The organism is Lentibacillus populi, from assembly GCA_014642895.1.
Taxonomy (GTDB): domain Bacteria; phylum Bacillota; class Bacilli; order Bacillales; family Amphibacillaceae; genus Lentibacillus_C; species Lentibacillus_C populi.
In genome coordinates this window covers 18392-41516 of sequence record BMJD01000026.1, presented here as the reverse complement: position 1 = coordinate 41516, position 23125 = coordinate 18392, and the positions used below count along the sequence as shown (strand labels likewise).

23 protein-coding genes and 1 pseudogene are annotated in these 23125 nt (G+C 40.8%); 21 read left to right on the top strand and 3 right to left on the bottom strand.

Features of this window, described 5'->3' with window-relative positions; all coding sequences use genetic code 11:
- The first annotated feature begins 13 nt into the window (after positions 1-13).
- From purM to IEX12_RS14785, 6 genes are all read left to right on the top strand, one after another.
- Positions 14-1027 (top strand): phosphoribosylformylglycinamidine cyclo-ligase, encoded by a 1014-nt coding sequence (gene purM / locus IEX12_RS14810; RefSeq protein WP_188725432.1) that lies wholly within the window; start codon positions 14-16, stop codon positions 1025-1027.
- Positions 1027-1602 carry a phosphoribosylglycinamide formyltransferase gene (gene purN, locus IEX12_RS14805; protein WP_188725431.1) on the top strand — a complete coding sequence of 192 codons (576 nt, stop codon included), beginning with the start codon at positions 1027-1029 and terminating at the stop codon, positions 1600-1602. The genes purM and purN overlap by 1 nt, the downstream gene beginning before the upstream one ends.
- Positions 1602-3125 carry a bifunctional phosphoribosylaminoimidazolecarboxamide formyltransferase/IMP cyclohydrolase gene (gene purH, locus IEX12_RS14800; protein ID WP_188725430.1) on the top strand — a complete coding sequence of 508 codons (1524 nt, stop codon included), beginning with the start codon at positions 1602-1604 and terminating at the stop codon, positions 3123-3125. The genes purN and purH overlap by 1 nt, the downstream gene beginning before the upstream one ends.
- 145 nt (positions 3126-3270) lie before the next feature.
- Positions 3271-4533 (top strand): phosphoribosylamine--glycine ligase, encoded by a 1263-nt coding sequence (purD, locus tag IEX12_RS14795; RefSeq protein WP_188725429.1) that lies wholly within the window; start codon positions 3271-3273, stop codon positions 4531-4533.
- A 117-nt stretch (positions 4534-4650) separates the two neighbouring features.
- Positions 4651-5739: a sensor histidine kinase gene (locus tag IEX12_RS14790; RefSeq protein ID WP_088053270.1), complete on the top strand. Its 1089-nt coding sequence runs from the start codon at positions 4651-4653 to the stop codon at positions 5737-5739.
- A 2-nt stretch (positions 5740-5741) separates the two neighbouring features.
- Positions 5742-6425, top strand: a complete 684-nt coding sequence (locus IEX12_RS14785; RefSeq protein WP_088053586.1) for a response regulator transcription factor — start codon at positions 5742-5744, stop codon at positions 6423-6425.
- Between the two features lie 186 nt (positions 6426-6611).
- Here IEX12_RS14785 and IEX12_RS14780 read toward each other — a convergent pair whose 3' ends face one another.
- Genes IEX12_RS14780 through IEX12_RS14770 form a run of 3 tightly spaced genes read right to left on the bottom strand, consistent with a single transcriptional unit; the run spans position 6612 to position 8707 of the window.
- Entirely contained in the window at positions 6612-7226 is a 615-nt protein-coding gene (locus IEX12_RS14780; RefSeq protein WP_188725428.1) for a DUF2306 domain-containing protein, read from the bottom strand.
- Between the two features lie 25 nt (positions 7227-7251).
- Entirely contained in the window at positions 7252-7686 is a 435-nt protein-coding gene (locus IEX12_RS14775; RefSeq protein WP_102415862.1) for a hypothetical protein, read from the bottom strand.
- Between the two features lie 16 nt (positions 7687-7702).
- Positions 7703-8707 carry a DJ-1/PfpI family protein gene (locus IEX12_RS14770; RefSeq protein ID WP_088053273.1) on the bottom strand — a complete coding sequence of 335 codons (1005 nt, stop codon included), beginning with the start codon at positions 8705-8707 and terminating at the stop codon, positions 7703-7705.
- A 295-nt stretch (positions 8708-9002) separates the two neighbouring features.
- Between IEX12_RS14770 and IEX12_RS14765 the strand changes: the two genes are divergently transcribed.
- The 15 genes and pseudogenes from IEX12_RS14765 (at position 9003) to pcrA (ending at position 23122) form a co-directional block, all read left to right on the top strand.
- Positions 9003-9689 (top strand): response regulator transcription factor, encoded by a 687-nt coding sequence (locus IEX12_RS14765; protein WP_088053274.1) that lies wholly within the window; start codon positions 9003-9005, stop codon positions 9687-9689.
- Between the two features lies 1 nt (position 9690).
- Positions 9691-11016, top strand: a complete 1326-nt coding sequence (locus IEX12_RS14760) for a sensor histidine kinase (protein ID WP_088053275.1) — start codon at positions 9691-9693, stop codon at positions 11014-11016.
- Positions 11017-11531: 515 nt separating this feature from the next.
- Positions 11532-11939: a DUF6220 domain-containing protein gene (locus IEX12_RS14755; RefSeq protein ID WP_102415861.1), complete on the top strand. Its 408-nt coding sequence runs from the start codon at positions 11532-11534 to the stop codon at positions 11937-11939.
- Position 11940: 1 nt separating this feature from the next.
- A complete protein-coding gene (locus IEX12_RS14750) occupies positions 11941-12126 on the top strand; it encodes a DUF5957 family protein (RefSeq protein ID WP_088053277.1) in 186 nt (61 codons plus the stop codon).
- A gap of 205 nt (positions 12127-12331) precedes the next feature.
- Positions 12332-14074, top strand: a complete 1743-nt coding sequence (locus IEX12_RS14745) for an adenine deaminase C-terminal domain-containing protein (protein WP_188725427.1) — start codon at positions 12332-12334, stop codon at positions 14072-14074.
- 42 nt (positions 14075-14116) lie between these two features.
- Positions 14117-15148 (top strand): DUF3048 domain-containing protein, encoded by a 1032-nt coding sequence (locus IEX12_RS14740; protein WP_088053278.1) that lies wholly within the window; start codon positions 14117-14119, stop codon positions 15146-15148.
- A 62-nt stretch (positions 15149-15210) separates the two neighbouring features.
- Complete coding sequence (locus IEX12_RS14735) at positions 15211-15522, top strand: YerC/YecD family TrpR-related protein (protein ID WP_088053279.1); 312 nt, start codon at positions 15211-15213, stop codon at positions 15520-15522.
- A gap of 522 nt (positions 15523-16044) precedes the next feature.
- Entirely contained in the window at positions 16045-16452 is a 408-nt protein-coding gene (locus tag IEX12_RS14730; protein ID WP_088053280.1) for a YwqH-like family protein, read from the top strand.
- The gene (locus IEX12_RS14725) at positions 16453-16734 is read left to right on the top strand and encodes a YwqI/YxiC family protein (RefSeq protein ID WP_088053281.1); all 282 of its coding nucleotides are present in this window, start codon (positions 16453-16455) and stop codon (positions 16732-16734) included.
- A 57-nt stretch (positions 16735-16791) separates the two neighbouring features.
- Positions 16792-18522: a ribonuclease YeeF family protein gene (locus tag IEX12_RS14720; RefSeq protein ID WP_188725426.1), complete on the top strand. Its 1731-nt coding sequence runs from the start codon at positions 16792-16794 to the stop codon at positions 18520-18522.
- A gap of 13 nt (positions 18523-18535) precedes the next feature.
- Entirely contained in the window at positions 18536-18997 is a 462-nt protein-coding gene (locus IEX12_RS14715) for an Imm30 family immunity protein (RefSeq protein WP_088053283.1), read from the top strand.
- A gap of 149 nt (positions 18998-19146) precedes the next feature.
- Positions 19147-19332, top strand: coding sequence for a hypothetical protein (locus tag IEX12_RS23485; RefSeq protein ID WP_286171173.1), 186 nt, complete (start codon positions 19147-19149; stop codon positions 19330-19332).
- A gap of 83 nt (positions 19333-19415) precedes the next feature.
- Positions 19416-19706 (top strand): annotated as a pseudogene (locus IEX12_RS14710) (ATP-binding cassette domain-containing protein); the annotation flags it as partial.
- Positions 19707-19934: 228 nt separating this feature from the next.
- Positions 19935-20648, top strand: coding sequence for a heptaprenylglyceryl phosphate synthase (gene pcrB, locus IEX12_RS14705; RefSeq protein WP_371871327.1), 714 nt, complete (start codon positions 19935-19937; stop codon positions 20646-20648).
- A 263-nt stretch (positions 20649-20911) separates the two neighbouring features.
- Entirely contained in the window at positions 20912-23122 is a 2211-nt protein-coding gene (gene pcrA / locus IEX12_RS14700) for a DNA helicase PcrA (protein WP_188725439.1), read from the top strand.
- The last annotated feature ends 3 nt before the right edge of the window (positions 23123-23125 follow it).

Sequence of the window (23125 nt, the reverse complement as noted above, 5' to 3'; positions counted from 1 at the left end):
AAGGAGGAGAAACATGTCCAATCGGTATAAAGAAGCTGGGGTCGATGTGGAAAAAGGCTACCAAGCTGTAGAATTAATGAAAAAGCATATTGCCAAAACGAACCGTAAAGAGGTGCTTGGCGGGATCGGGGCATTTGCCGGATTATTTGATCTAAGTGACTTCCGTTTTAAAGAACCCGTACTTGTCTCCGGAACTGATGGTGTTGGCACGAAGCTGAAACTAGCCCACCAGCTCGGGAAACATGATTCGGTCGGTATTGATTTAGTTGCCATGTGTGTAAACGATATTGTCGCACAAGGGGCACAGCCGCTATTTTTCCTGGATTACATCGCCTGTGGAAAAAATGACCCAGCGATGATTGAACAAATCGTAGCGGGTGTTGCTGCAGGTTGTGTTCAGGCAGGAGCTGCATTAATCGGCGGTGAGACTGCAGAAATGCCTGGGATGTATCAGGATGATGAATACGATCTTGCCGGATTTACGGTCGGTATTGCGGAAAAAGCACAGCTGATAACTGGTAAATCAATCAAGGCAGGTGATGCGATCATGGGGTTGCCGTCAAGTGGAATCCATTCCAATGGGTATTCCCTTGTCAGAAAGTTAATCGCTGACCTTGATGTAACGCAAAATGCTGCCGGGATGAAGCAGCCTTTACAGGATGTACTGCTTGAGCCGACAAAAATATATGCTAAACCGATTAAAGCCCTCATGGAGAAAGTAGCGGTAAAGGGGATTTCCCACATTACCGGTGGTGGATTTTATGAAAATCTTCCCCGCATGTTACCACGAGGACTCGGTGTTTCGATTGATCGTGCAAGCTGGGATAAACCAGAAATCTTCACGTTATTGCAGGGTCTGGGGAATATGTCCGATGATGAAATGTTCGGTGTCTTTAATATGGGCATTGGTATGGCTGTTGTTGTCGATCAACATGATGCACTTCAAGCTGTTGATCTATTACAGGGAAATGGTGAGAAAGCCAACGTAATTGGGTTTGTTACAGCCGATGAAGGGGTGCAATTTTGATGGAACGCAAGAAGGCAGCAGTATTCGCATCGGGTGCGGGAAGCAACTTTCAGGCGATGATGGAAAATAAGCTTGTCTGTGACATTGTTTTGCTAGTTTGTGATAAACCCGGTGCAACCGTAATTGATAAAGCTAAGAAATTCGGTATACCCGTTTTTGTCTTTGACCCGAAACAGTATCCGACTAAACTTGATTACGAGCAGGAAATACTGGCAAAATTGCAGTTTGCTGAAGCCGAGTGGATCTTTTTGGCCGGATATATGCGGATAATCGGACCAACCTTACTAAAACACTACAGGAAAAAAATCATAAATATTCATCCATCATTATTACCAGCATTTCCGGGGAAAGATGCAATTGATCAAGCTTATGTGGCAAAGGCTAAAACGACAGGTGTAACGATTCATTATGTTGACGAAGGAATTGACACCGGCCCGATCATTGCACAGCGTCAGGTCGAGATTTTACCCGGTGACACAAAGGAAACACTAAAGATGCGAATTCAGCGGGTTGAGCATCAATTGTACCCACAAGTAATCAATCAAATTTTAGGCAAACAACAGGGAGTGTTTTGATGAAAAAGCGAGCATTAATCAGCGTTTCAGATAAAACAAACATCGAAGTTTTGGCAAAAGGACTTATTGACAATGATTACGAAATTGTTTCAACCGGTGGCACGTTAAAAGCGATCCAAAATGCTGGTATCAAAGCTAGGGCTGTCGAAGAAATTACCGGATTTCCGGAAATATTGGATGGCAGGGTAAAGACGCTTCACCCATTTATTCATGCGAGTCTTTTAGCAAAAAGAGAAAACAACCGTCACCAGGAACAGTTGCAAGAAATTAGTGTCACCCCAATTGATTTAGTCGCTGTCAATTTATATCCCTTCAAAGCAACTTTAGAAAAAGCGGGCGTGACGGAAGATGAAATTGTGGAAAATATCGATATTGGCGGACCTACTATGTTGCGTTCGGCTGCAAAAAATTACCCAGACGTAACAGTAGTTGTTGATCCTGATGATTATGAAGCCGTACTTGCGGCGATCCAAACAAATACGCTAGACGAAGCAAAGCGAAAAGAACTTGCCGCCAAGGTGTTTCGCCATACGGCAAACTATGATGCGATGATTGCAAACTATTTCACAGAAGAGCCTTACCCTGAAGTCCTTACGAAAACATATGAAAAGGTGCAAACATTGCGTTATGGGGAAAATCCGCATCAGACAGCAGCATTCTATCAGGATGTTTGTCATACAGCAGGAACACTTGCTGGCGCGAAACAGCTTCACGGCAAAGAGCTTTCCTATAATAATATTCAGGATGCCAATGCAGCACTTGAAATTATTGCCGATTTCGACGAGCCAGCTGCTGTAGCGGTTAAACATATGAATCCATGTGGGATTGGCATTGGTGATACGGCTGAAACCGCATTTGCCGGAGCATATGACGCTGATCCGGTTTCTATTTTTGGTGGAATTGTAGCTGTCAATCGTGAAATTGACGTAAAGATAGCGAAAAAACTGAGTAACATATTCCTGGAAATTGTTATTGCACCAGATTTTAGTGACGATGCATTTGCCATGTTAACGAAAAAGAAAAATATCCGGCTGCTGGAATTGGATATGACGAACGGGAATACCGGCAAGCAAAAAATCACAAGTGTTATGGGCGGCATGCTCATTCAGGATTATGATACAGGAAAGGTGACCGAAGCGGATCTGGAATTCACGACGAAACGGAAGCCAACTGCACAGGAATTGGAAAACCTGTTATTTGCCTGGAAAGCGGTCAAACATGTAAAGTCAAACGCGATTGTGCTGGCAAACGATAAGCAAACGATTGGTGTTGGTGCCGGACAAATGAATCGGATTGGCGCCGCGAATATTGCCATTGAGCAGGCTGGTGAAAAAACAAAAGGAGCCGTCATGGCATCTGATGCATTTTTCCCAATGCCAGACACGGTAGAAGCAGCTGCAAAAGCAGGAATTACAGCTATTATCCAGCCTGGTGGATCGAAGCGGGACCAGGATTCAATTGATGTTTGTAATGAGTACGGCATTGCCATGGTCTTTACTGGAATGAGGCATTTTAAGCATTGACGAGGAAGTTCAAAAAGTGCCAAACGATAAGCGTTGATCGCTTCGTGGGCTTGGTTCTAATTTGGCGGCTTTTTGCACCCAACTTAAAAAGATATGCATTTTCACCAGATTTTTTAACACTCTATTGAAACCAAGGAGGTTGCAGATGAATATATTAGTAGTCGGTCGCGGCGGCCGCGAACATAGTATTGTGATGGCACTTGCTAAAAGTGAACGGGTGACAAAGCTTTATGCTGCACCTGGAAATGGCGGGATGGAAGAGCAGGCCACCTGTGTTGCGATTGATGAAATGGATATTGCCGAATTAGTCAAGTTTGCCAAGGAAAAGGCAATCGATCTAACCGTTGTTGGTCCGGAAAATCCACTGAATGCCGGGATTGCAAACCGCTTTCAGGAGAATGGTTTAGCCATTTTTGCACCGACGAAGGAAGCAGCCCTTTTGGAAGGAAGTAAACGTTTTGCAAAGGAATTTATGAAAAAATACGATATTCCAACAGCTGATTATGCTGCGTTTACCAATGCCGCTGATGCTAAGAAATATATTATGGACAAAGGTGCTCCAATTGTGATTAAGGCAGATGGACTTGCAGCGGGAAAAGGCGTTATCGTTGCGGAAACAGAGGTACAGGCTTTGCAGGCGGTTGATGATATGCTTGTTGGGCAAAAGTATGCCGAGGCAGGTGCGATGATCGTCATTGAAGAATGCCTAACTGGCCGGGAATTTTCACTAATGGCGTTTGTTGATAAAGGAGATGTCTATCCGCTGCTTCCAGCAAGAGATCATAAACGCGCATTTGACGGAGATGAGGGGCCGAACACTGGTGGAATGGGAGCATATGCACCAGTTCCCGATATTTCCGGAGATGTACTTGATTACACCTACAAGGATATCCTGAAAAAAGCAGCAGATGGGTTAATTGTAGAAGGACGTCCGTTTACCGGGATATTATATGCAGGTTTAATGATGACACCAGATGGTCCGAAAGTTATTGAATTTAACACCCGCTTTGGTGACCCGGAGACACAAGTGGTATTGCCATTAATGAAAAATGATCTGCTTGAAGTAATGGTGGACGTAATGGATGGAAGGGCCCCTAATCTGGAATGGAACGATGGTTTCTGTACCGGGGTTGTTGTAGCTTCGAAAGGTTACCCAGGTTCCTATCAAAAAGGTGTGGAATTACCGGAAATTGCGCTTGGTGAAAATTCCTTTATCGTGCATGCAGGAACAACACGTGTGAATGAAACATATCAGTCCGATGGCGGCAGGGTATTGCTCGTTGGCGGCCAGAGTAACTCACCAGAAAGTGCTGCCAATATCGTATATCAGACATTAGCCAATGTGGAACCAATGGATGGGTTTTTTTATCGAAAGGATATTGGGAAACATATATTGGGCATCCTCTAGAAGGGTGTCTTTTTGCTTTGTGAAGATATTATTCGTAAAAACGGGTAACATGTTTCTGCAACTTAATAAATTTTTAATAAGTGTACTGTACAATGTATCATGAAAGCAGGTGAAAGCGTGTCGATAAAAAAGCGGCTAATTTTATCAAATATCGGTATGGTTTTGATCCCAATTGCTGCCTTTTTGTTAATTGAAATTCTGCTGGGGTATGTTGTATTTCATTTAGTTAACGGCAACGCAGATGGGAATCAATTACGATTTTTTATGATACTAAGGTTTATTGGGTTACTGGTTGTTTTAATTGTTACCAATGGGCTGCTGACATATTTCGTTGCCAGAAGTATTATTCTGCCGGTTAAGGAGCTGGTAAAAGCAGCAAACGAGATAAGCGAGGGAAATCTCGATTATCATATACAGCCAACAGGAAAAGATGAACTTGGACATTTATCGGAAACATTTGAGATGATGCGGCAAAGGTTAAAGGAAGCACGGGATCTCCAAGTCCGTTACGATGAAAACCGTAAGGAATTGATTGCCAGTATTTCACATGATTTGAAAACACCAATCACATCAATAAAAGGGTATGTAAAAGGGATACGAGATGGGGTAGCAAGTACTCCGGAAAAGATGGACCGTTATATCGAAACGATTTATTCGAAGGCAAATGAAATGGATCAATTAATTGATGAGTTATTTATGTATTCCAAGCTAGATTTACAGCAGCTTCCATTTGATTTAGAGGAATTAGATTTGCAAGCCTATTTAGCCGATTTTATTGAAGAGCTTAGTTACGAACTGGAGCAAAATAATGGATCCGTTTCATTTATGGTCAATCCGGAAGAACGTTATATTGTCAAAGCGGATCGGGAAAAATTGGGACGGGTCATATGGAATATAGTCCAAAACAGTTTAAAATACATGGATAAACATGAAAAAAAGATTAGTATCCGACTTACTCAGGAATCCGATCAGGCAGTTGTGCAAATAAGCGATAATGGAAGCGGGATATCGAAGGATGCTGTTCCTTTTGTTTTTGATCAGTTTTATCGTACCGATGCATCAAGAAATTCAGCAACTGGTGGAAGCGGGTTGGGATTAACAATTGTAAAGAGCATAATAGAGGCACATGGCGGCAGCGTTTGGGCGGAAAGTGAACTTGGGGAAGGAACAAGTATTTGCTTTACCCTTCCGAAAGGGGTGATGTGATAGTGCGGAATATATTAATTATTGAAGATGAGGCAGCTATTGCGGAGTTAGAACGTGATTACCTGGAAGTAAGCGGCTTTTCCAGTGACATTGCCGGAACTGGTGAGGAAGGATTACAGAAAGCTAAAGCAAATACGTATGACTTAATATTGCTTGATTTAATGCTACCGGGGATGGATGGATTTGAGCTATGTCAACAAATTAGAAAAATAAGGGATATTCCTATTTTAATGGTTACCGCAAGAAAAGAGGATATTGATAAAATACGCGGATTTGACCGGGGTGCTGATGATTATATTGTAAAGCCATTTAATCCAGCCGAACTTGTGGCAAGGGTAAAGGCACACATAGCAAGGTATGACCGATTAGTTAATCGAAAACAGCTAAAACATGAAATCCATGTCAGGGGATTGCACATTGATCAAAAGGCACGGAAAGTCTATGTGAATGAGGAAGAAAAAATATTAACTGCAAAGGAATTTGATTTGTTAACCTTTTTGGCAACACATCCCAATCAAGTGTTTAGTAAAGATCATCTTTTTGAACGGATATGGGGGTATGATTCAATGGGAGACATTTCAACCGTCACCGTTCATATCCGAAAAATACGGGAAAAAATTGAAGAAAACCCAGCTGAACCAGACTATATTGAAACCATTTGGGGTGTTGGCTATCGCTTTAAATAAAGAAGTACACTAGTGCCGGTGCCGGACATGGAATATCTGGGCAATAACTTAATATCATTAAAAATCATATGGAAAATGCTGAAGTTATAGTTGAACTTCAGCATTTTTTTCTAGACATTGGGATTATCGTGTGGAAAAGTTAGTATCACAGATTTCTTCAAACACCACATTAATATTAATATCCAATTATATAAATACTTTTTTTCGTATCATGGTTTCTGCAATGCATAAACTGATTATCCAGCATAACCATACAGCAATTGTGTAGGAGGTACCATATGAAAATTGCAAGGCATTGTGTGAAATGGCCACAATGATGTAGATAATCATATTGGCAAAGGCAAGAAAGAAGCTTCTTGACATCCATGAACTATGCTTTATCACGTTTTTTCTTCTAATATTGATATAGCCTAGAATTGTTGTACCAAACCATAGTGTATTTAAAACGAGAAATCCAATGGTGCTCAACCATCCTCCTGTTGCAAAAAAAGAAACGTAAACACCAGGGATAAAGTTTAACAAAATAGACAGCACATATACTCGACCATACCAACGATGAAACTGGATATATTTCATACGCAATTTCTTAATTACGCCCAAGGGTCCAGTGATAAGGGAGATAATAGCAAAGATAATATGTAACCTGATCATCAGTACCCACAACGATTCGTTAGTTAGAACTTTATCTTTTTTAGCAAGAAAATCCTGAAAAGTGGGATCAACCATGAAGTTTTTTGAAAATGTATGCATGACCCACATGAACGACACGATTAAAAAAATGATCCAAATGTTCTTTTTCATTTATCGTTATCCTTTCCTCTTATATTTAGGCAAATAAACCATGATTTGTCATAACAAATACAACGGTAACAATAAGGAGAAATGTAAACCAGCCCAGTATATTTAGTTTGGCCATATTTCGTTGCAACACTTTGTCGGGATTCTTTGCTGGAATAACGCTTTTCAAGCCTTTTTGTATCATACCTATCAAGGCCCCAATAAGCATCAGCAGGATCAATGATAACACCACCCATAACAAGGAAGGATAAGTGGCATATCCCATTACCATCCATCCTCCAGTAATGATTAACAAAATTAATGCATAATGGCCAAAGCGGGTAAAGCCTACCAATGTTTTAACAGATATTTTTAATTCATTACCTGAACGTGACAAAAGAGATTTAAACGCAACTGGAAAAGCTAGAAAACTACCGAGCAATAAAGCACCTATTACATGAACAAATACAATAAATGAATACATAACTACAACTCCATTCTTAAGAAATACGATGTCCAATTAATTTTGATGAGGGAAGCATACCAGCCTTTGCTTCACCATACATACTGTTTCCATCTACAGAAACGATAAATTTTAAAGAAAGTCTTATAGGCTTCTTCACTTTCATAGACCACTTTAATTGATTCCCTACCTGTACAATATTGTTCAAAGTGACAATATCTCCTCCTTGCTTTGCAATTCCCGCTATACGACCATCTTCAGAAGATAAATCTAATAAAACGGAAAGATGGCCAATAGGAGTGGAAATTGTAGTATCCCATTTTCCTTGGAAATTAAAGCTCTTATCAGTTTGATTAGAGGAGCGGGAACTTGTCGCTTCCATTGGATTTTCATGTTTGCTTTCTTTAGGTGCATTTCCTTCAGCTTTCCAAACTGTGCCCCTGCGCTCGTACTCAAATAGTTGTTCCACAGCATGTGCTATACGGGGACCTAACTCTCGCTCAACTAAATAAAGCGCAACATCAAGTCCCGAAGTAACGCCACCACCAGTGATAAGATCACCGTCGTCTACAACCCGGGCATGAACTGGAATCGCATTTGTAGCTTGCAAAAGCCCTATACCCATGTGATGTGTAATTGCATGCCGATCTTCTAATAAACCACCCATTGCTAAAATGAGGGAACCACCGCAAACTGTAGATAGCAAAATATCTGGCTTTTTAATAGCTTCATTTAGTAAATTACTTAATTCTGTTTCAGTTACTTGTTGTAATTTAACTGGTATTGATTCTGGTCCATTGTCATGAACAGAACCAGATGCTCCCGGAACAAGAATAATTCCTTTACTGCTTAAATCAAGTTCACCACTTGCTTGAACCTGTAATTGATTTACTCCACTTGTCACCTTTCTCTGACCTTCAGCAGATACAAGTTTAACTGTTACTTCCTCGTTTGAGTACATTGCAGCAGCAGTAAACACTTCATAAGGAGCAATAGCGTCTAATAAATCAAATCCATCAAATAATACAATTTGAACATTCATACATATTACCTCCATTTTTCTAAATTTATATCAAGCCTTCTGGTGCTTAATTTGAACTTACGTGTCAAGGAAACTTTTTTTATTTATATAGTGGATACTCGTCTGATTGGTTCGCAATTAAAGAATAACCTTTAAGTGTCTCAAATGATGGTACATAAAGGTCACAAACTAATCACAATCCATCACAAAACATGTAGTGTCAGCTTGTTCCTTGGTGAAAAAATGATAAACTAAAAGTAGATTTCGATGGGAGATTCGTCTCTTTAGTGAGTGTCAAAGGGAAGGTGGGATTTTCGTGAGGGAATTACAGACGATTTTGGTGGTGGATGATGACAAAAGCATTGTCGAACTATTAAGAGACTTCTTGGAGAATGACGGTTTCTATGTAAAAACTGCTTATGACGCCGATCAAGCACTGTCCGCACTTAAGCAGGTTACAATTGATTGCATCATTCTTGACATCATGATGCCGGGACAAAATGGTTTCGAGTTCTGTCGGCAGGTACGAGAGGAAAGTAACATACCTATCCTTTTCTTGAGCGCCCTCAGTGATGATGTAGATAAGATTCGCGGGCTGGCACTTGGAGGGGATGATTATATAGTCAAAACCGCTACTCCGGGTGAGATAATTGCCCGAGTGAAGGCTGTATTACGACGTTCTGGTTCTCGGAAGGAGTTTAGCAGGAGGGTCTTGAATTATGGGAGCCTCACGTTGGATTTATCCACAAGAGAAGTGTTTGTGGAAGGAGGCTACATCTCCCTTACACCGAAAGAATATGAATTGTTGCGACTGTTTGCCGAGCATCCGCAAATTGTTTTTACATATGATCAATTACTGGAAAAATTTTGGGATGGGATTGGCGACAAGCATACTGTCCGCGTCCATATTAGCCGGCTACGTGAGAAAGTTGAGTCCAATCCAAACGAACCAAAATATATAGTTAACGTCTGGGGTATAGGCTACCGTTTTAAAGGAGAATAAAATGAGACCAATTCGCATTCGTACATTTTCTATACTTAGCTTGCTTTTAATCTTGATGCTGCCATGGGTATTTTACGTAACGGCCCACTTACTAACAACGAAATCACTCAGTTTCGATACGACTGATGCTCAGCAAGTAGATTTGAAAAAAATGAGTCAATTCATTGAAACAAATACAGAAAACTGGACTGATCCCAAATGGCAAGATGATCTAATAGAAAAGTTACAAGCATTGGACATGGGTGTAGAAATTTTAACAGAATCAAATCAAGAGATTTTTCGATTCTTCCCTGAGGAGGACCGCTCATTTATACGATCGGAACAGTTTTCAATTATGCAAGATGGTCGCCTATTTGGAAGAGTAATAATTTTTCAGCCGAATTCAAGAGTGGTTCAGATGATTATGGCATTTACGGGATTATTGTTAGCTTTTTTTATCATCGGTTATGTCATGAGAAGGTTCATTCTCAAACCGCTTGAGAAAATGAGCCTGGCAGTCCGACAAGTCGCAGAAGGGGATTTGGACGTCCAATTACCTGAGTCCCCGATCAAAGAAATTACGGAAGTTCATGGCGGAATTCAAATAATGACAGATAGTCTCCAAGAATCCATGCAAAAACAAGTGGAATTGGAGGAAGAACGCCGATTTATCATTGCTGCAGTCGCCCACGATTTACGGACACCATTATTCGCCTTACGAGGTTATTTGGATGGCTTGGAAAAAGGAATTGCTGATTCACCGGATAAACAAGCAAAGTATCTGGCGGTTTGTAAGGAAAAGTCAGCACAATTGGCCCGTCTTGTAGAGGAGCTTTTTACATTTACAAAGACGGAATATTTGGAGATGGAACTCAAAAAAAACACGGTTAATCTTCCGCTTTTATTACAGAAGTCGATTGACAGCCTGAATCCACTAGCTAAGCAAAACAACATCTCTATCATCGAAAAAAATTTTGGGGATGATTGTATGATCATGGGCGATTCGTATTTATTAGAGCGTGCCATGAATAACTTATTGGATAATGCTGTCAGACATACACCACACTCTGGTAAAATTTTTATCCAATGCTATAAGGACGGTAACAAAGTGGCCTTTACTATTCACGATACGGGGAAAGGTTTCTCTTCAGATGAGATTCATCATGTTTTTGAACCACTATATCGTGGTGAAGCGTCGCGAAATCGTTCAACCGGGGGGATAGGGTTAGGGTTGACTATATCAAGAAGGATCATTAGGCGACACGGGGGTGACCTTGTCGTAGATAACCATTCAGAAGGTGGTGCACTCATAAAAGGTTGGATACCAGCTCACTGTTCTACCATTTAAGGTGTTGGCTATCGCTTTAACTAAAGAAGAAGAAATACAGTAGCGCTGGAGCCGGACATGGAATTTCTGGGCAATAACTTAATATCATTAAAAATCATATGGAAAATGCTGAAGTTAATAGTTGAACTTCAGCATTTTTTTAAAGGGTAAGAAAGTATAAGAATCCCTACACTATTCCGCTCATGTCAGGGTAGGCCACGTCCGGCTCCAGCGCCCAGCGGCTAGTATGCTTCCTTCACCTCCGTACGATAAGTCAACATCGACTCCCTCTGGTCGTCGTGTTTCCTTTATCTCCTACGGCTCAGTCCAGCATATACGCCGCTAACCGGGCGCTTACGCCTTTGTTAAAGGCACGCAGGTGGTAAAACATCCCGGGAATTGGAAACACGATAAACGCATCTCCTTCCAAATATTTAATAAATCGTTAATAATTCCATAAGCAATATTTTAGAAGTGCCTTGTATGCTGGGAGTGTAGTTTAAAAGGAATGAACGATTTTGGAGGAGGAAGAGGAATTGAATGTAAAAAACCGGATTGGTCAAACGATTTATTTCGTTTTGGCGCTGCTTTTTTTACTATGTATAATGATACAAATTTTCTTAGCGGGTTTAGCCATATTTGCAAACCCTGTTCATTGGATAAAGCACACGATGTTTATCCATTTATTTGGATTTAATATTCCTTTGTTTATGCTTTTGTCTGCATACATTGGACGTATGCCCCGATGGAGTTACTGGTCCATTTTCGGAATGTTTGTTTCTGTGTTTTTGATGTATTTTACGGCAAACATGTCAGCACAATTTCCTTGGATTGCAGCGGCGCATCCGGTAGTGGCTATGCTGTTGTTCATTATTTCACTTGTTACCGTTTTAACAACCTGGAAATTAATAGTTAGTTCAGCAAGTAAGAAAGGTGGGGATTAAATTGAGAAACTTTTTGGCAATCATTGTTGGCTTAATTGGCGGCTTCATCTTGGGGATTGCATTGTCCAGTTTCATTGGGGTGTTTGGTATGATCGTGTTTGATAAACCTATTGGCATAAAGTATTTGCCATATTTCACCGCTCTTCTATGCGCTATTTTGGTACCGCTCTGGTCAAATAAGAGATAGCTATGTTTTACAATTTTATCAGGGAATAGGAGTGGCAAGGCTGGTTTTTGGGATCAGCCTTTTTGCATGTGCTCTTTAATAGGGGTAAAAAATCTTTAAGTAACGAAGTGTCACAAAAAATTCACTTCATTTAACAAAAACTTTACAGTATGAAAGCGGATTATATGGTAAAATAAAGGAAATCATAAATTTGGAGAGTTGTTCTATGCTGGAAAATGGTTATTACTGGAGAAATCGCGAACTGCGCAAACATGTTGCTGTGATTGATGGAAAAGTAGCACCTACTATTGTTTTAAAAAATAGTACTTATTTAAATATATTCACGAAGCAATGGCTAACCGCAAATATTTGGATTTCGGATGACCGGATTGTCTACGTTGGTGACAAAATGCCGGAAAAACAATTAACAACCGAGATCATAGATTGTAAGAATTATTATCTTGTTCCGGGCTATATTGAACCACATGCCCATCCATTTCAATTGTACAATCCCGAAGAGCTGGCAAACCATGCAGCGGCATTCGGTACGACAACATTGATAAATGATAACTTAATGTGGCATTTTTTGGCTAACAAAAAGAAAGCGTTTTCTTTGCTGGCGGAGTTTAATAAACTACCTGTTTCCATGTACTGGTGGGCACGGTTTGATTCGCAAACTGCCCTGCAGGACGAAGAAGCTTTTTTTAACAGTGAGGAGGTATTAGATTGGCTGTCCCACCATTCCGTTATTCAGGGTGGAGAGCTGACTGCGTGGCCAAGTCTGCTTGCTGGTGATGACCGGCTGCTCTATTGGATGCAGGAAGCGAAATCCAAGGGTAAGCCTGTCGAAGGGCATCTCCCTGGAGCTTCCGAACGAACCTTAACGAAAATGAAGCTGCTTGGTGTTTCAGCAGATCATGAGGCGATGACCGGTGCTGAAGCAATTGAACGTTTGCAGCTCGGGTTTCAGGTAGGACTGCGCCATTCATCTATCCGACCTGACCTGCCAAAGCTTTTGGATGAAATGCTTGCTGCAAATATAACCTCATTCGAAAACGTGACGATGACAACGGACGGGGCTACACCGGCGTTTTACGAACGCGGGATGATGAATATTTGTCTGGAAATTGCCATTGAAAAGGGGGTTCCGCTTGAAGAAGCGTACCGGATGGTGACATATAATGTGGCAAATCATTATAACCTGGCAGAAGAATTAGGAAGCATTGCACCTGGGAGAATCGCCCACATTAATATTTTGCAACAAAAGGATGATCCACATCCTGTTAGTGTGCTAGCGAAAGGCCAATGGATAAAAAGGAAAAACAATGGTAAGACATTGACAACCCATATCGATTGGGAGAACTATCAAATAGGACCGCTAAATCTTGACTGGGATTTGCAAATGAGTGATCTGCAGTTTTCAGTGCCAATCGGCCTTGATATGGTGAATGACGTTATCATCAAGCCATATGCGATTGAAACAGATGTTACCCTCGATGTGATACCTGAGCAATTTGCTGATGCCTTCCTTCTGCTGATTGACCGTGATGGCAATTGGCGGGTGAATACGACATTACGCGGATTTACCAATCGTCTGGGCGGGCTTGTGAGTTCTTACTCTACGACCGGCGATATAGTTTGTATTGGAAAAAATAAATATGATATCCAACTAGCGTGGAAACGGTTAAAGGAACTAGGCGGCGGAATTGTTTTAGCTCATCAAGGCGAAATATTATTTGAATTACCGCTTACACTTGGCGGAATTATGTTTGATGGAAAGATGGAGCAGCTTATTGAAAAAGAAAAACAGCTAAAGGCTACACTTAAAGAATTTGGCTATCGTTTTGACGATCCAGTTTATTCCGTGTTGTTCCTGTCAGCAACCCATTTACCGTATATCCGTATTACCCAGCAGGGCATCATTGATGTAAAGAAACGGGAGGTACTCTTTCCAGCAATAATGCGTTAGCGTATAATAGAAGAAAGACATAAATAAAAGGTGTGTTTTTGTATGAAAAAAACTTTCTTCTTTATATTACTTGGACTATTTGTACTCCTTGCCGGATGTTCCAAGGATAAAGAGAATGTGGAAAACAATGGTAAAGAAGAAAATGCGGCAGAAGAAATGAAATATGTCTACCCTCTGACTGGAATGAAAACAGATAAACCAGCTGATGACCGAATTGTTGGGGTGATGGTAAACAATCATCGGAAAGCACGACCGCAAACAGGTCTGTCTAAAGCGGATGTCGTTTTTGAAATTTTGGCTGAAGGACGAATTACTCGATTTCTGGCTTTGTTTCAAAGTGAAAAATCTGATGTAGTCGGTCCTGTCCGCAGTGCCAGAGAATATTATTTTGAATTGGCAAACGGATATAATGCATTATATGTTTATCATGGAGCAGCAAATTTCGTCAATGACATGATTGCTGATCGTGGGATTGAACATTTAAACGGGTCAGAGCATGATAATGATGGGAAATTGTTTAAACGGGAATCATTTCGGAAGGCACCGCACAACTCCTATTTACTTTTCGATGGCGTTGATGAAGCAGCCGAAGCTAAAGGGTATGATGTAACAGCATCATATAAACCATTACCGTTTTTAACAAATGATGAAACGCAGCAGCTTTCTGGTGAACCGGCACAACATGTACAGATTGATTACTCATTACGTGATATAATGAACATCGTGGAGTTTGACTATGATGCAGCAAATGAAAAATATACAAGATTTAGTGATCACGAAAAAACAGTGGAATTGGATACAGAAGAACCGATCCAGGTAGATAATGTATTCATTATCGAGACAAAGCATGGAGTGATCGACGATGCTGGCCGCCGTTCTGTGGATATTGAATCAGGTGGTGATGCCTTGTTGATCCGAAAGGGACAGGTACAACAAGTCCAATGGGAAAACAGAGATGGCAGAATCATCCCAGTTAAAGACGGGCAATCAGTTGGTTTTGTGCCAGGTAAGACATGGATTAATGTCATCCCGGAAAGTCCGGGACTGGATACTGCGGTTACGGTTTCCAATTAAAAAAATGTCCCAATTGAAAAGTTAGTTATGTTCTTATTTTTAAAAGGGCAGGAGGAAAAGATGTGCAAATTGATAAATTACGAGGAGAGCAATTAGATCAATTGTTTGACGCGATTTTGTCACTACAAACAAGAGAGGAATGTTATCGTTTTTTTGATGATATTGCTACAATGTCAGAAATCCATTCCATCGCACAGCGTCTGCAAGTAGCAAAAATGCTAATCGGTGGTCATACCTATAGTGTCATTGAAAAGGAAACAAAAGCTTCAACCGCAACCATTTCCCGTGTCCGCAGATGTATTAACTTTGGCAATGATGGGTATAAGATGGTTTTGGACCGTATTTTGGCGGAAGATATGGAAAGTGATGATTAAAAGTCGTACCTTTGATGGTGCGGCTTTTTTTAAAATAAGAAACCAACATGGCTCCGCTCCGCGTAGCTACCATCTATCATGAAAAGGAATATAGCCTAGATATGAGGTAAATCACATTCATTTATGCCAAACAATACAACCAGGTCGAAAATACTATGGTGGGTCCAGAAAGAGGATACCCTGTATAAGAAACGGGTTATGACAGTATAAAAGTACCATCTATTGTGACTATAGCGCGTTTTCCGGTCACCTCCTTAATAATGTACATGTTTTTGTGATTCTCCGATAAATGCCGCAAGTCGATTAGGGCACAAGAAAAATCAATCGAATGGTTTTTGACGACAGGGTACTATTTTAACGATCCCTGATTATATCCCTGTCACCAGTATAAATGTAATACACTCCAAAAAAACAAATAGTCCAAAAGACACCTCGCATGTGTACCGAATGTATCATATAATTTAGTATAATTGGTTTATTTTTCCCGTTCGGAAAATATCACGGTATGTAGAGGTGAAACTAATGGATGCGGGGACCCTTAGTAGTATAGCGTCAGTTCAAGGTTCAATCAGTAGCTTGAGTCTACAGTTAGGGGCGAAAAGAGAAGAAATGGAACGGCTTAATCAGGCTTCATCTGAATTGTTAGATTGCCAAGGTGACTTTCATGCGAAAAAACCGCTTTGTCTAAAACCAGAATTAACAGTAACCACCTGGTACGGGGAGTTGGCTGATAACTTTGACACCCTTAGAGAAGATGAATTGTATGGGAGCTATGTCGAGATCTCCGATGAACAATTGGACGAGGCGATTTCCAAGTTGGAAGCAAAAATCCAGGAAGTCAAACAGGAGATTCAGAGCTTGGAGGCAAGTATCGCAGCCCAGCGAGCCATGCTTGCCAGCTTGTATGCACAAGGAAAGGGGGCAAAGTAAATGGGTGAGGAGATTAAAGTAGTTCCGTTCTCAATTAAGTCGGCGTTGGCGGAATTGCAGGCGGCTGGTGAATCGTTGGAGACGGCCTTTGCCAAGGAAATAAATGGAGAGAACGTTCTTGAAATGGTCGATAAAATCAACGAGATGCAACAAACTTATGAAGCAATTTTAACCTCCTACAAAACGCTGCTAAAGAATAATGCTGACGAGACCGGGGTAGCAATCGATTCATTTGTGGAAAACGAAAAAGTGATTGCGGACGCCATTCAATTTATTAAATAGTTTTCAAAATTGTATTGGTGCCTGGCACGTGCATAATTTCGGAGAGGAGGGGAATTGGTGAAAATTTTAGATGCCGAGCATTTACATAAGGGGATTGATAATATAAAGAATGAGATCCCCGATTTTCAAAATCAAATCTCGGGCGTACAACAGGCTGTTAATGGCATTGTCTCATTAAATGATACACTAAAAGGAGAAGGCGGCGAGGCGATTCGCACTTTTTATGAACAGTGTCATCAGCCATTTTTAATTTATATGCAACATTTTTTAACGGATTATGAGGAGCTGTTTGATCAAGTTAAAGAAGCAGTATTATCCTTTGAACCGAATGAAAAAGCGATGATTAGAGAAGAATTTTTGGAAGATGATGTGACATCTGGGCTTGAAAAGGTAGAAGATGTGACTGTTAACCTGACAGATGAAGCAAATGCGATCATGGATAGTATCCGAGATATTGTGGCTTTGCCCAAATTGGATGATGAGGAATTTTTGCATAACGTCCAACGCGGGAAAAAGAAAACAAAGGAAACAGTTGAGGGACTTTATGATTTGGATGATTCGCAGACAAGTGCATTGGAATCGGTTGAAAAACAGTTGGAAACAATGAAGGGTTATATTACAGATATACAGGCCGTATTTACAAACGGTGAAATCTCATTGCAGAATATGGATGGATATACTGCGGAGGGCATGGGATTCTATCGTAACACGTTGGTAGATAAGCCAGCAGAATTCACAGCATTGCAAAAGCAGAACCAGTTCAATCGGGGTGCGTGGCCGTTTGTGGCGATGATGTATCCGAATATGATGTTTCCGATTACGTATCGGAATCATGGCAAATATATAAACAATGTTACGCCAAAGGATATAAGTGAACAGAGGTTTATTCAGGAGCTAGCGGAACAAAACAGGATGACAGACGAGGAAGCAATACAAATACAACAGTACCTGCAAAAAATAAGTGGAGAAGAAGTAACGACAACTGGGGTAGGAATTGCACCTCATAGTTCCTATAATCAGGAATTGGCACAAAAGGAAAAAGAGATAGAAGATCTGCAAAAAATGATCAACTCCTATCAAGCGTCAGCTTCACAAGGCGAGAGGGAAAATTATGCGAGAGAGCCGATTACTTTTGAGGATAAACGAAAGGTAATGGGTGGTAACTCGGACTTGGCTGGGGATCCGTATATGATGGGGCATATTGCTAGTGCGGGATTTGACTTTGCTTTCGATGATATTGAGACGATAGTTGATCCGGATGCAACGGCTGCTGATAAGATGATGGCTGGTTTGTTTTTAGGTGTAAAGCCAGCTAAATTAGTTGGTAAAAGTGCAGAGGCGTTTAAGGCTGGGGAAAAGGTTAAAGATGTCGGGGAAGCTAATAAGAGCATCTCAAATTCATTGTTGCCTTCAGAAGGAAAAGTAGATACGTTTAAACAACTCACTAAACAAGGTACAGCGTTTGACAATATTACACCGCACCATATGCCTTCCGCGAAAAAGATGAAGCAAGCCGGAATTAAAAGAAATAATGGTGTAGGAATGAATATGGAACAACCCCACCCTGGTGTAGGAGGAAGGCATAGAGAGACCTATACGTATGGTCTTAACGGAAAAAAACTAGAAGAATATTTAAATCTAACCTATCGCGATGCCCTTGCCCATGATATATTAGATGCTAGAAGAATATATATGAATGAGGGCTTGTACACACCACAAATAAGAAACGGGCTGAGTGAAGTAATTAGAAAAAATAATGAATTATATCCTGACCTATTTAAAAAATAAATGAGGTGTAATTATGAATGTTAAATTAGAATTAAATAAGATATATACTAATCGACTTTTACAAACTAGTGACGAAATTACTGAATTTGAACAGGCGTTGGAAAATGTTGTTAGCTTAGATGATGTATCGTTAATTAGTGATTTATGCTACAGTCTTGATGATGACACTGATAATTATGAGGTTATGTTCGGTTTAATTCATGGAATAGAGCATCTATATAAATATAGAATAGAAGAAGGACTTAATTTATTAGCATTGGCTGTTCCAAAGGTTATCGATAGAGCCGAGGAATGGATGGAAGTTCTACATTATAGGATATTAAATCATCCCAAGGTACGAGTTGCTTATGGAAGGGTTCTTTCTAAATTGGACGTTCAAACAAGAAAAATAATTATTGAATTATTAAATGATATTAAAAACGAGGATCCCGATATGTTTGGCGGTTCTGTAGATGAAGTTTTTAAAACCATGTAGATCTAACACCTTGAATGGCTTTATGCCATTCAAGGTGTTTTAGTGTTGTGTTGGTCAATATATAAGGTAGAACCTCACATTTTGTTTGATAAGGGGTAATGGGAAAGGATTTGTCCTCAAGCTAGGCTTGACAAGGTGAAAAACTGGATTTGGGGACAAAAAGGCATTATCTAATTTCTATTTTATACCCCGCTACGGAGGGCATGGGATTCTATCGTAACACGTTGGTAGATAAGCCAGCAGAATTCACAGCATTGCAAAAGCAGAACCAGCTCAATCGGGATGCGTGGCCGTTTGTGGCGATGATGTATCCGAATATGATGTTTCCGATTTAATCAGGAATTGGCACAAAAGGAAAAAGAGATAGAAGATCTGCAAAAAATGATTAACTCCCAGCAAACATCAGCGTCACAGGGCGATTATAATGCTGGATGAACATACTGCTGCTCTTGATCCTGCCCGGGCAGAACTGATTACGAATCTCACTGAAAAAGTGGTGAAACAATCGGGTTTAACAACAATAATGGTAACACACAATATGCAGCAAGCCTTAGATTTAGGCAGCAGACTCATTATGATGGATAAAGGACAAATTATTTTTGATGTACGAGGAGAAGCGAAACAAAAGCTGAGCCTGGAAGACTTGCTGCATGAATTTAGGCGGATACGCGGGAAACAATTTGAAAGTGATCGGGCTATATTAAGTTGATGTTTGGCACTGTAATTGCCAAACGAATAATGAAGCTAAACCCTGTCTAGTATGGCAGGGTTTTTGTGTAGACGGAATAGAGAATTTATGTAAGGATACTGTATATGGAACGTATATTCCTGTATAATGAATTTTATTATACTAGATGAATATTTCCCAAAATAATTTCCGCCAAAAACATTCATATTCACCCTAATCTCGAGGCAAAATTTTTGCTATAATAGACTAATGGGATTACGAAAATGGAGGTTAAAACCTTTGTATAAAGAGATGAATGAATGGAAGCATATATTCAAGCTGGATCCGGCGAAGGAAATAACGGATGAAAACCTGGAAAAACTTTGTGAATCCGGGACCGATGCAATTATTGTCGGAGGGACGGATAATATTACATTAGACGGGGTGCTGGATCTACTATCGCGAATTCGCCGTTTTACGGTCCCATGTATATTGGAAATATCTGATATGGATGCCATTACTCCGGGATTTGATTTTTACTTTGTCCCTATGGTGATGAATTCAACTGAGAAAAAATGGATGATGGATATACAGCATCAAGCCATTAAAAACTATAAAGATATCATGAACTGGGACGAAATTTTCGTTGAAGGGTACTGTATTTTAAATGAAGAAGCAAAAGCTTTCAGAAAAACCAATTGTGAACTGCCAGATACAGATGATGTGACTGCCTATGCTTTTATGGTTGAGCACATGTTTCATTTACCAATTTTTTATTTGGAATACAGCGGCACATATGGTGATGCACAGCTTGTCCGGCAAGTAAAAAATGAACTGAACAACACATTGCTTTTTTATGGGGGCGGAATTGAAAATAGCCAGCAAGCAGTTGAGATGAAAGAACATGCTGATGTGATTATTGTAGGAAACAGTATTTATACAGACTTCAAAAACGCGTTAAAGACAGTTAAAGCAGTAAAGTAATGTGTGCAGATAAAATATCAAGGAGTTTGGATAGTATTTTGCAATTTCGGATAGTATTTGTCCAGTTTTGGATAGTATTTCGCAATCTCGGATAGTATTTGCCCGGCTTTGGATAGTATTTACTCATTTTTGGATAGTATTCCGCAATCTGGATAGTACTACCCCATTCCGGAAGTTACCGACAGGCAGTTGTACAGTGTCAGATTACTTGAACAGACTCTGACAAGAAATAAAATAAGGTGGTGTCACCCGTGAGTCAAACGATGAACGACTTACTAAACGGATTAAATAAAGAACAGCAGGAGGCTGTCAAGCATACAGACGGACCGTTATTAATTATGGCGGGAGCAGGAAGTGGAAAGACCCGCGTACTGACACATCGAATTGCGTATTTATTAAGGGAAAAAGATGTTGCCCCCCGGAATATTTTAGCGATTACGTTTACCAATAAGGCTGCACGAGAGATGAGGGCTCGTGTCCATAGACTGGTTGGCGCGGGAAGTGAACAAATTTGGGTATCTACTTTCCACTCGATGTGTGTACGAATTCTGAGACGCGATATTGACCGGATCGGGTACAACCGGAATTTTACCATTTTGGATAGCAGTGATCAGCTGTCCGTTATCAAACAGATACTGAAAAACCTAAACATTGATCCGAAAAAATTCGACCCTCGAGCCATGCTAGGGCAAATAAGTTCGGCAAAAAACGAACTTGTTACGCCTGAAGAATACAGTAATAATGTTGGCAACTTTTATGAACGACAGGTTGCGCAAATCTATCAGGCATATCAAAAAATGCTGCAAAAAAACCAATCACTCGATTTTGATGATCTGATCATGCAAACGATCCATTTGTTTAAGCGGGTTCCGGAGGTACTTGAATTCTATCAGCGCCGGTTCCAATACATTCATGTGGATGAGTATCAGGATACCAACCATGCGCAATACTATTTAGTAAAACAGCTAGCAAGCAGGTTCCAGAATCTTTGTGTGGTCGGTGACTCTGACCAGTCCATTTACCGTTGGCGCGGTGCGGATATTCAGAATATCCTCTCGTTTGAAAAGGACTATCCAACAGCACGGACTATCTTTCTCGAACAAAATTATCGTTCAACCAAAGCGATCCTGGAGGCAGCCAACAATGTCATTCATAACAATCCAGGACGCAAACCGAAAAATCTGTGGACCGAAAATGCAGACGGAAAACAAATCAGCTATTTCCAGGGAGCAACGGAGCAGGAAGAAGCATTGTATGTAACGGATAAAATTCAGGAATTGACACGCGAACAAGGTTTTTCGCCCAGAGACATTGCCATCTTGTACCGGACAAACGCTCAATCCCGGGCCATCGAGGCAACCTTGATGAAATCGACCATTCCTTACCAAATGGTTGGCGGGCAAAAATTCTATGAACGCAAAGAAATTAAAGATTTAACCGCATATTTACGGTTAATTACCAATCCTGACGACGATATCAGCTTTGAACGAGTCGTAAACGTACCAAAACGCGGTATTGGCAAAACGTCTATTGACCGGCTGCGTGCTTATGCGACTGAACATGGTTTATCTTTTTACGAGGCAGTGAAGGATGTTGACTTAACCGGTGTTTCTAAAAAGGCTGCTAATCAATTAGAGCAATTTACAACGTTAATCCGATCACTAGCACAGCAGCAGGAATTTTTAACGGCAACAGACATGGTGGAAGCGGTACTGGAACGAACAGGCTATGAAAAAATGCTAAAAAACGAAAATACAATTGAATCACAAAGCCGGCTGGAAAACCTGGAGGAATTCATGACGGTTACGAAGGACTTTGAAGCGGGAAGTGAAGACAAAACTCTTGTTGCATTCTTAACCGATTTGGCTTTGATCGCGGATATCGATCGGGTTGATGATGACTCCGAGCAGGATGAAAAGGTTACACTGATGACACTGCATGCCGCGAAAGGACTGGAATTTCCAGTTGTCTTTTTAATCGGGATGGAGGAAAACGTCTTTCCACATAGCCGTTCCATGTTTGATAACGATGAAATGGAAGAAGAACGCCGCTTAGCCTATGTCGGCATTACCAGGGCGGAACAAGAGCTTTATTTAACCCATGCCAAAATGCGAACGCTGTACGGACGGACAAACATGAACCCAATCAGCCGCTTTATTCAGGAAATCCCGGAAGAACTGATTGATGGGATCGAGCAGGCAAGAGAAACCATGTTTGGCGGTGGAATGTTTGCCCAAAAAAACAACGAGCAGCCGAAACAGCTCAAAAGAAGAGCGGAAAGATTACAGAAGACAACTGGTGCTGAAAGTCAAACCTGGATGCCGGGCGATAAGGCCAACCATAAAAAATGGGGTGTTGGCACGGTCGTCAAGGTACAGGGGGAAGGCGAGGCAATGGAGCTTGATATTGCGTTTCCGGCCCCGACCGGGATTAAGCGGCTATTGGCAAAGTTTGCACCGATCACGAAGGAGTAGGAT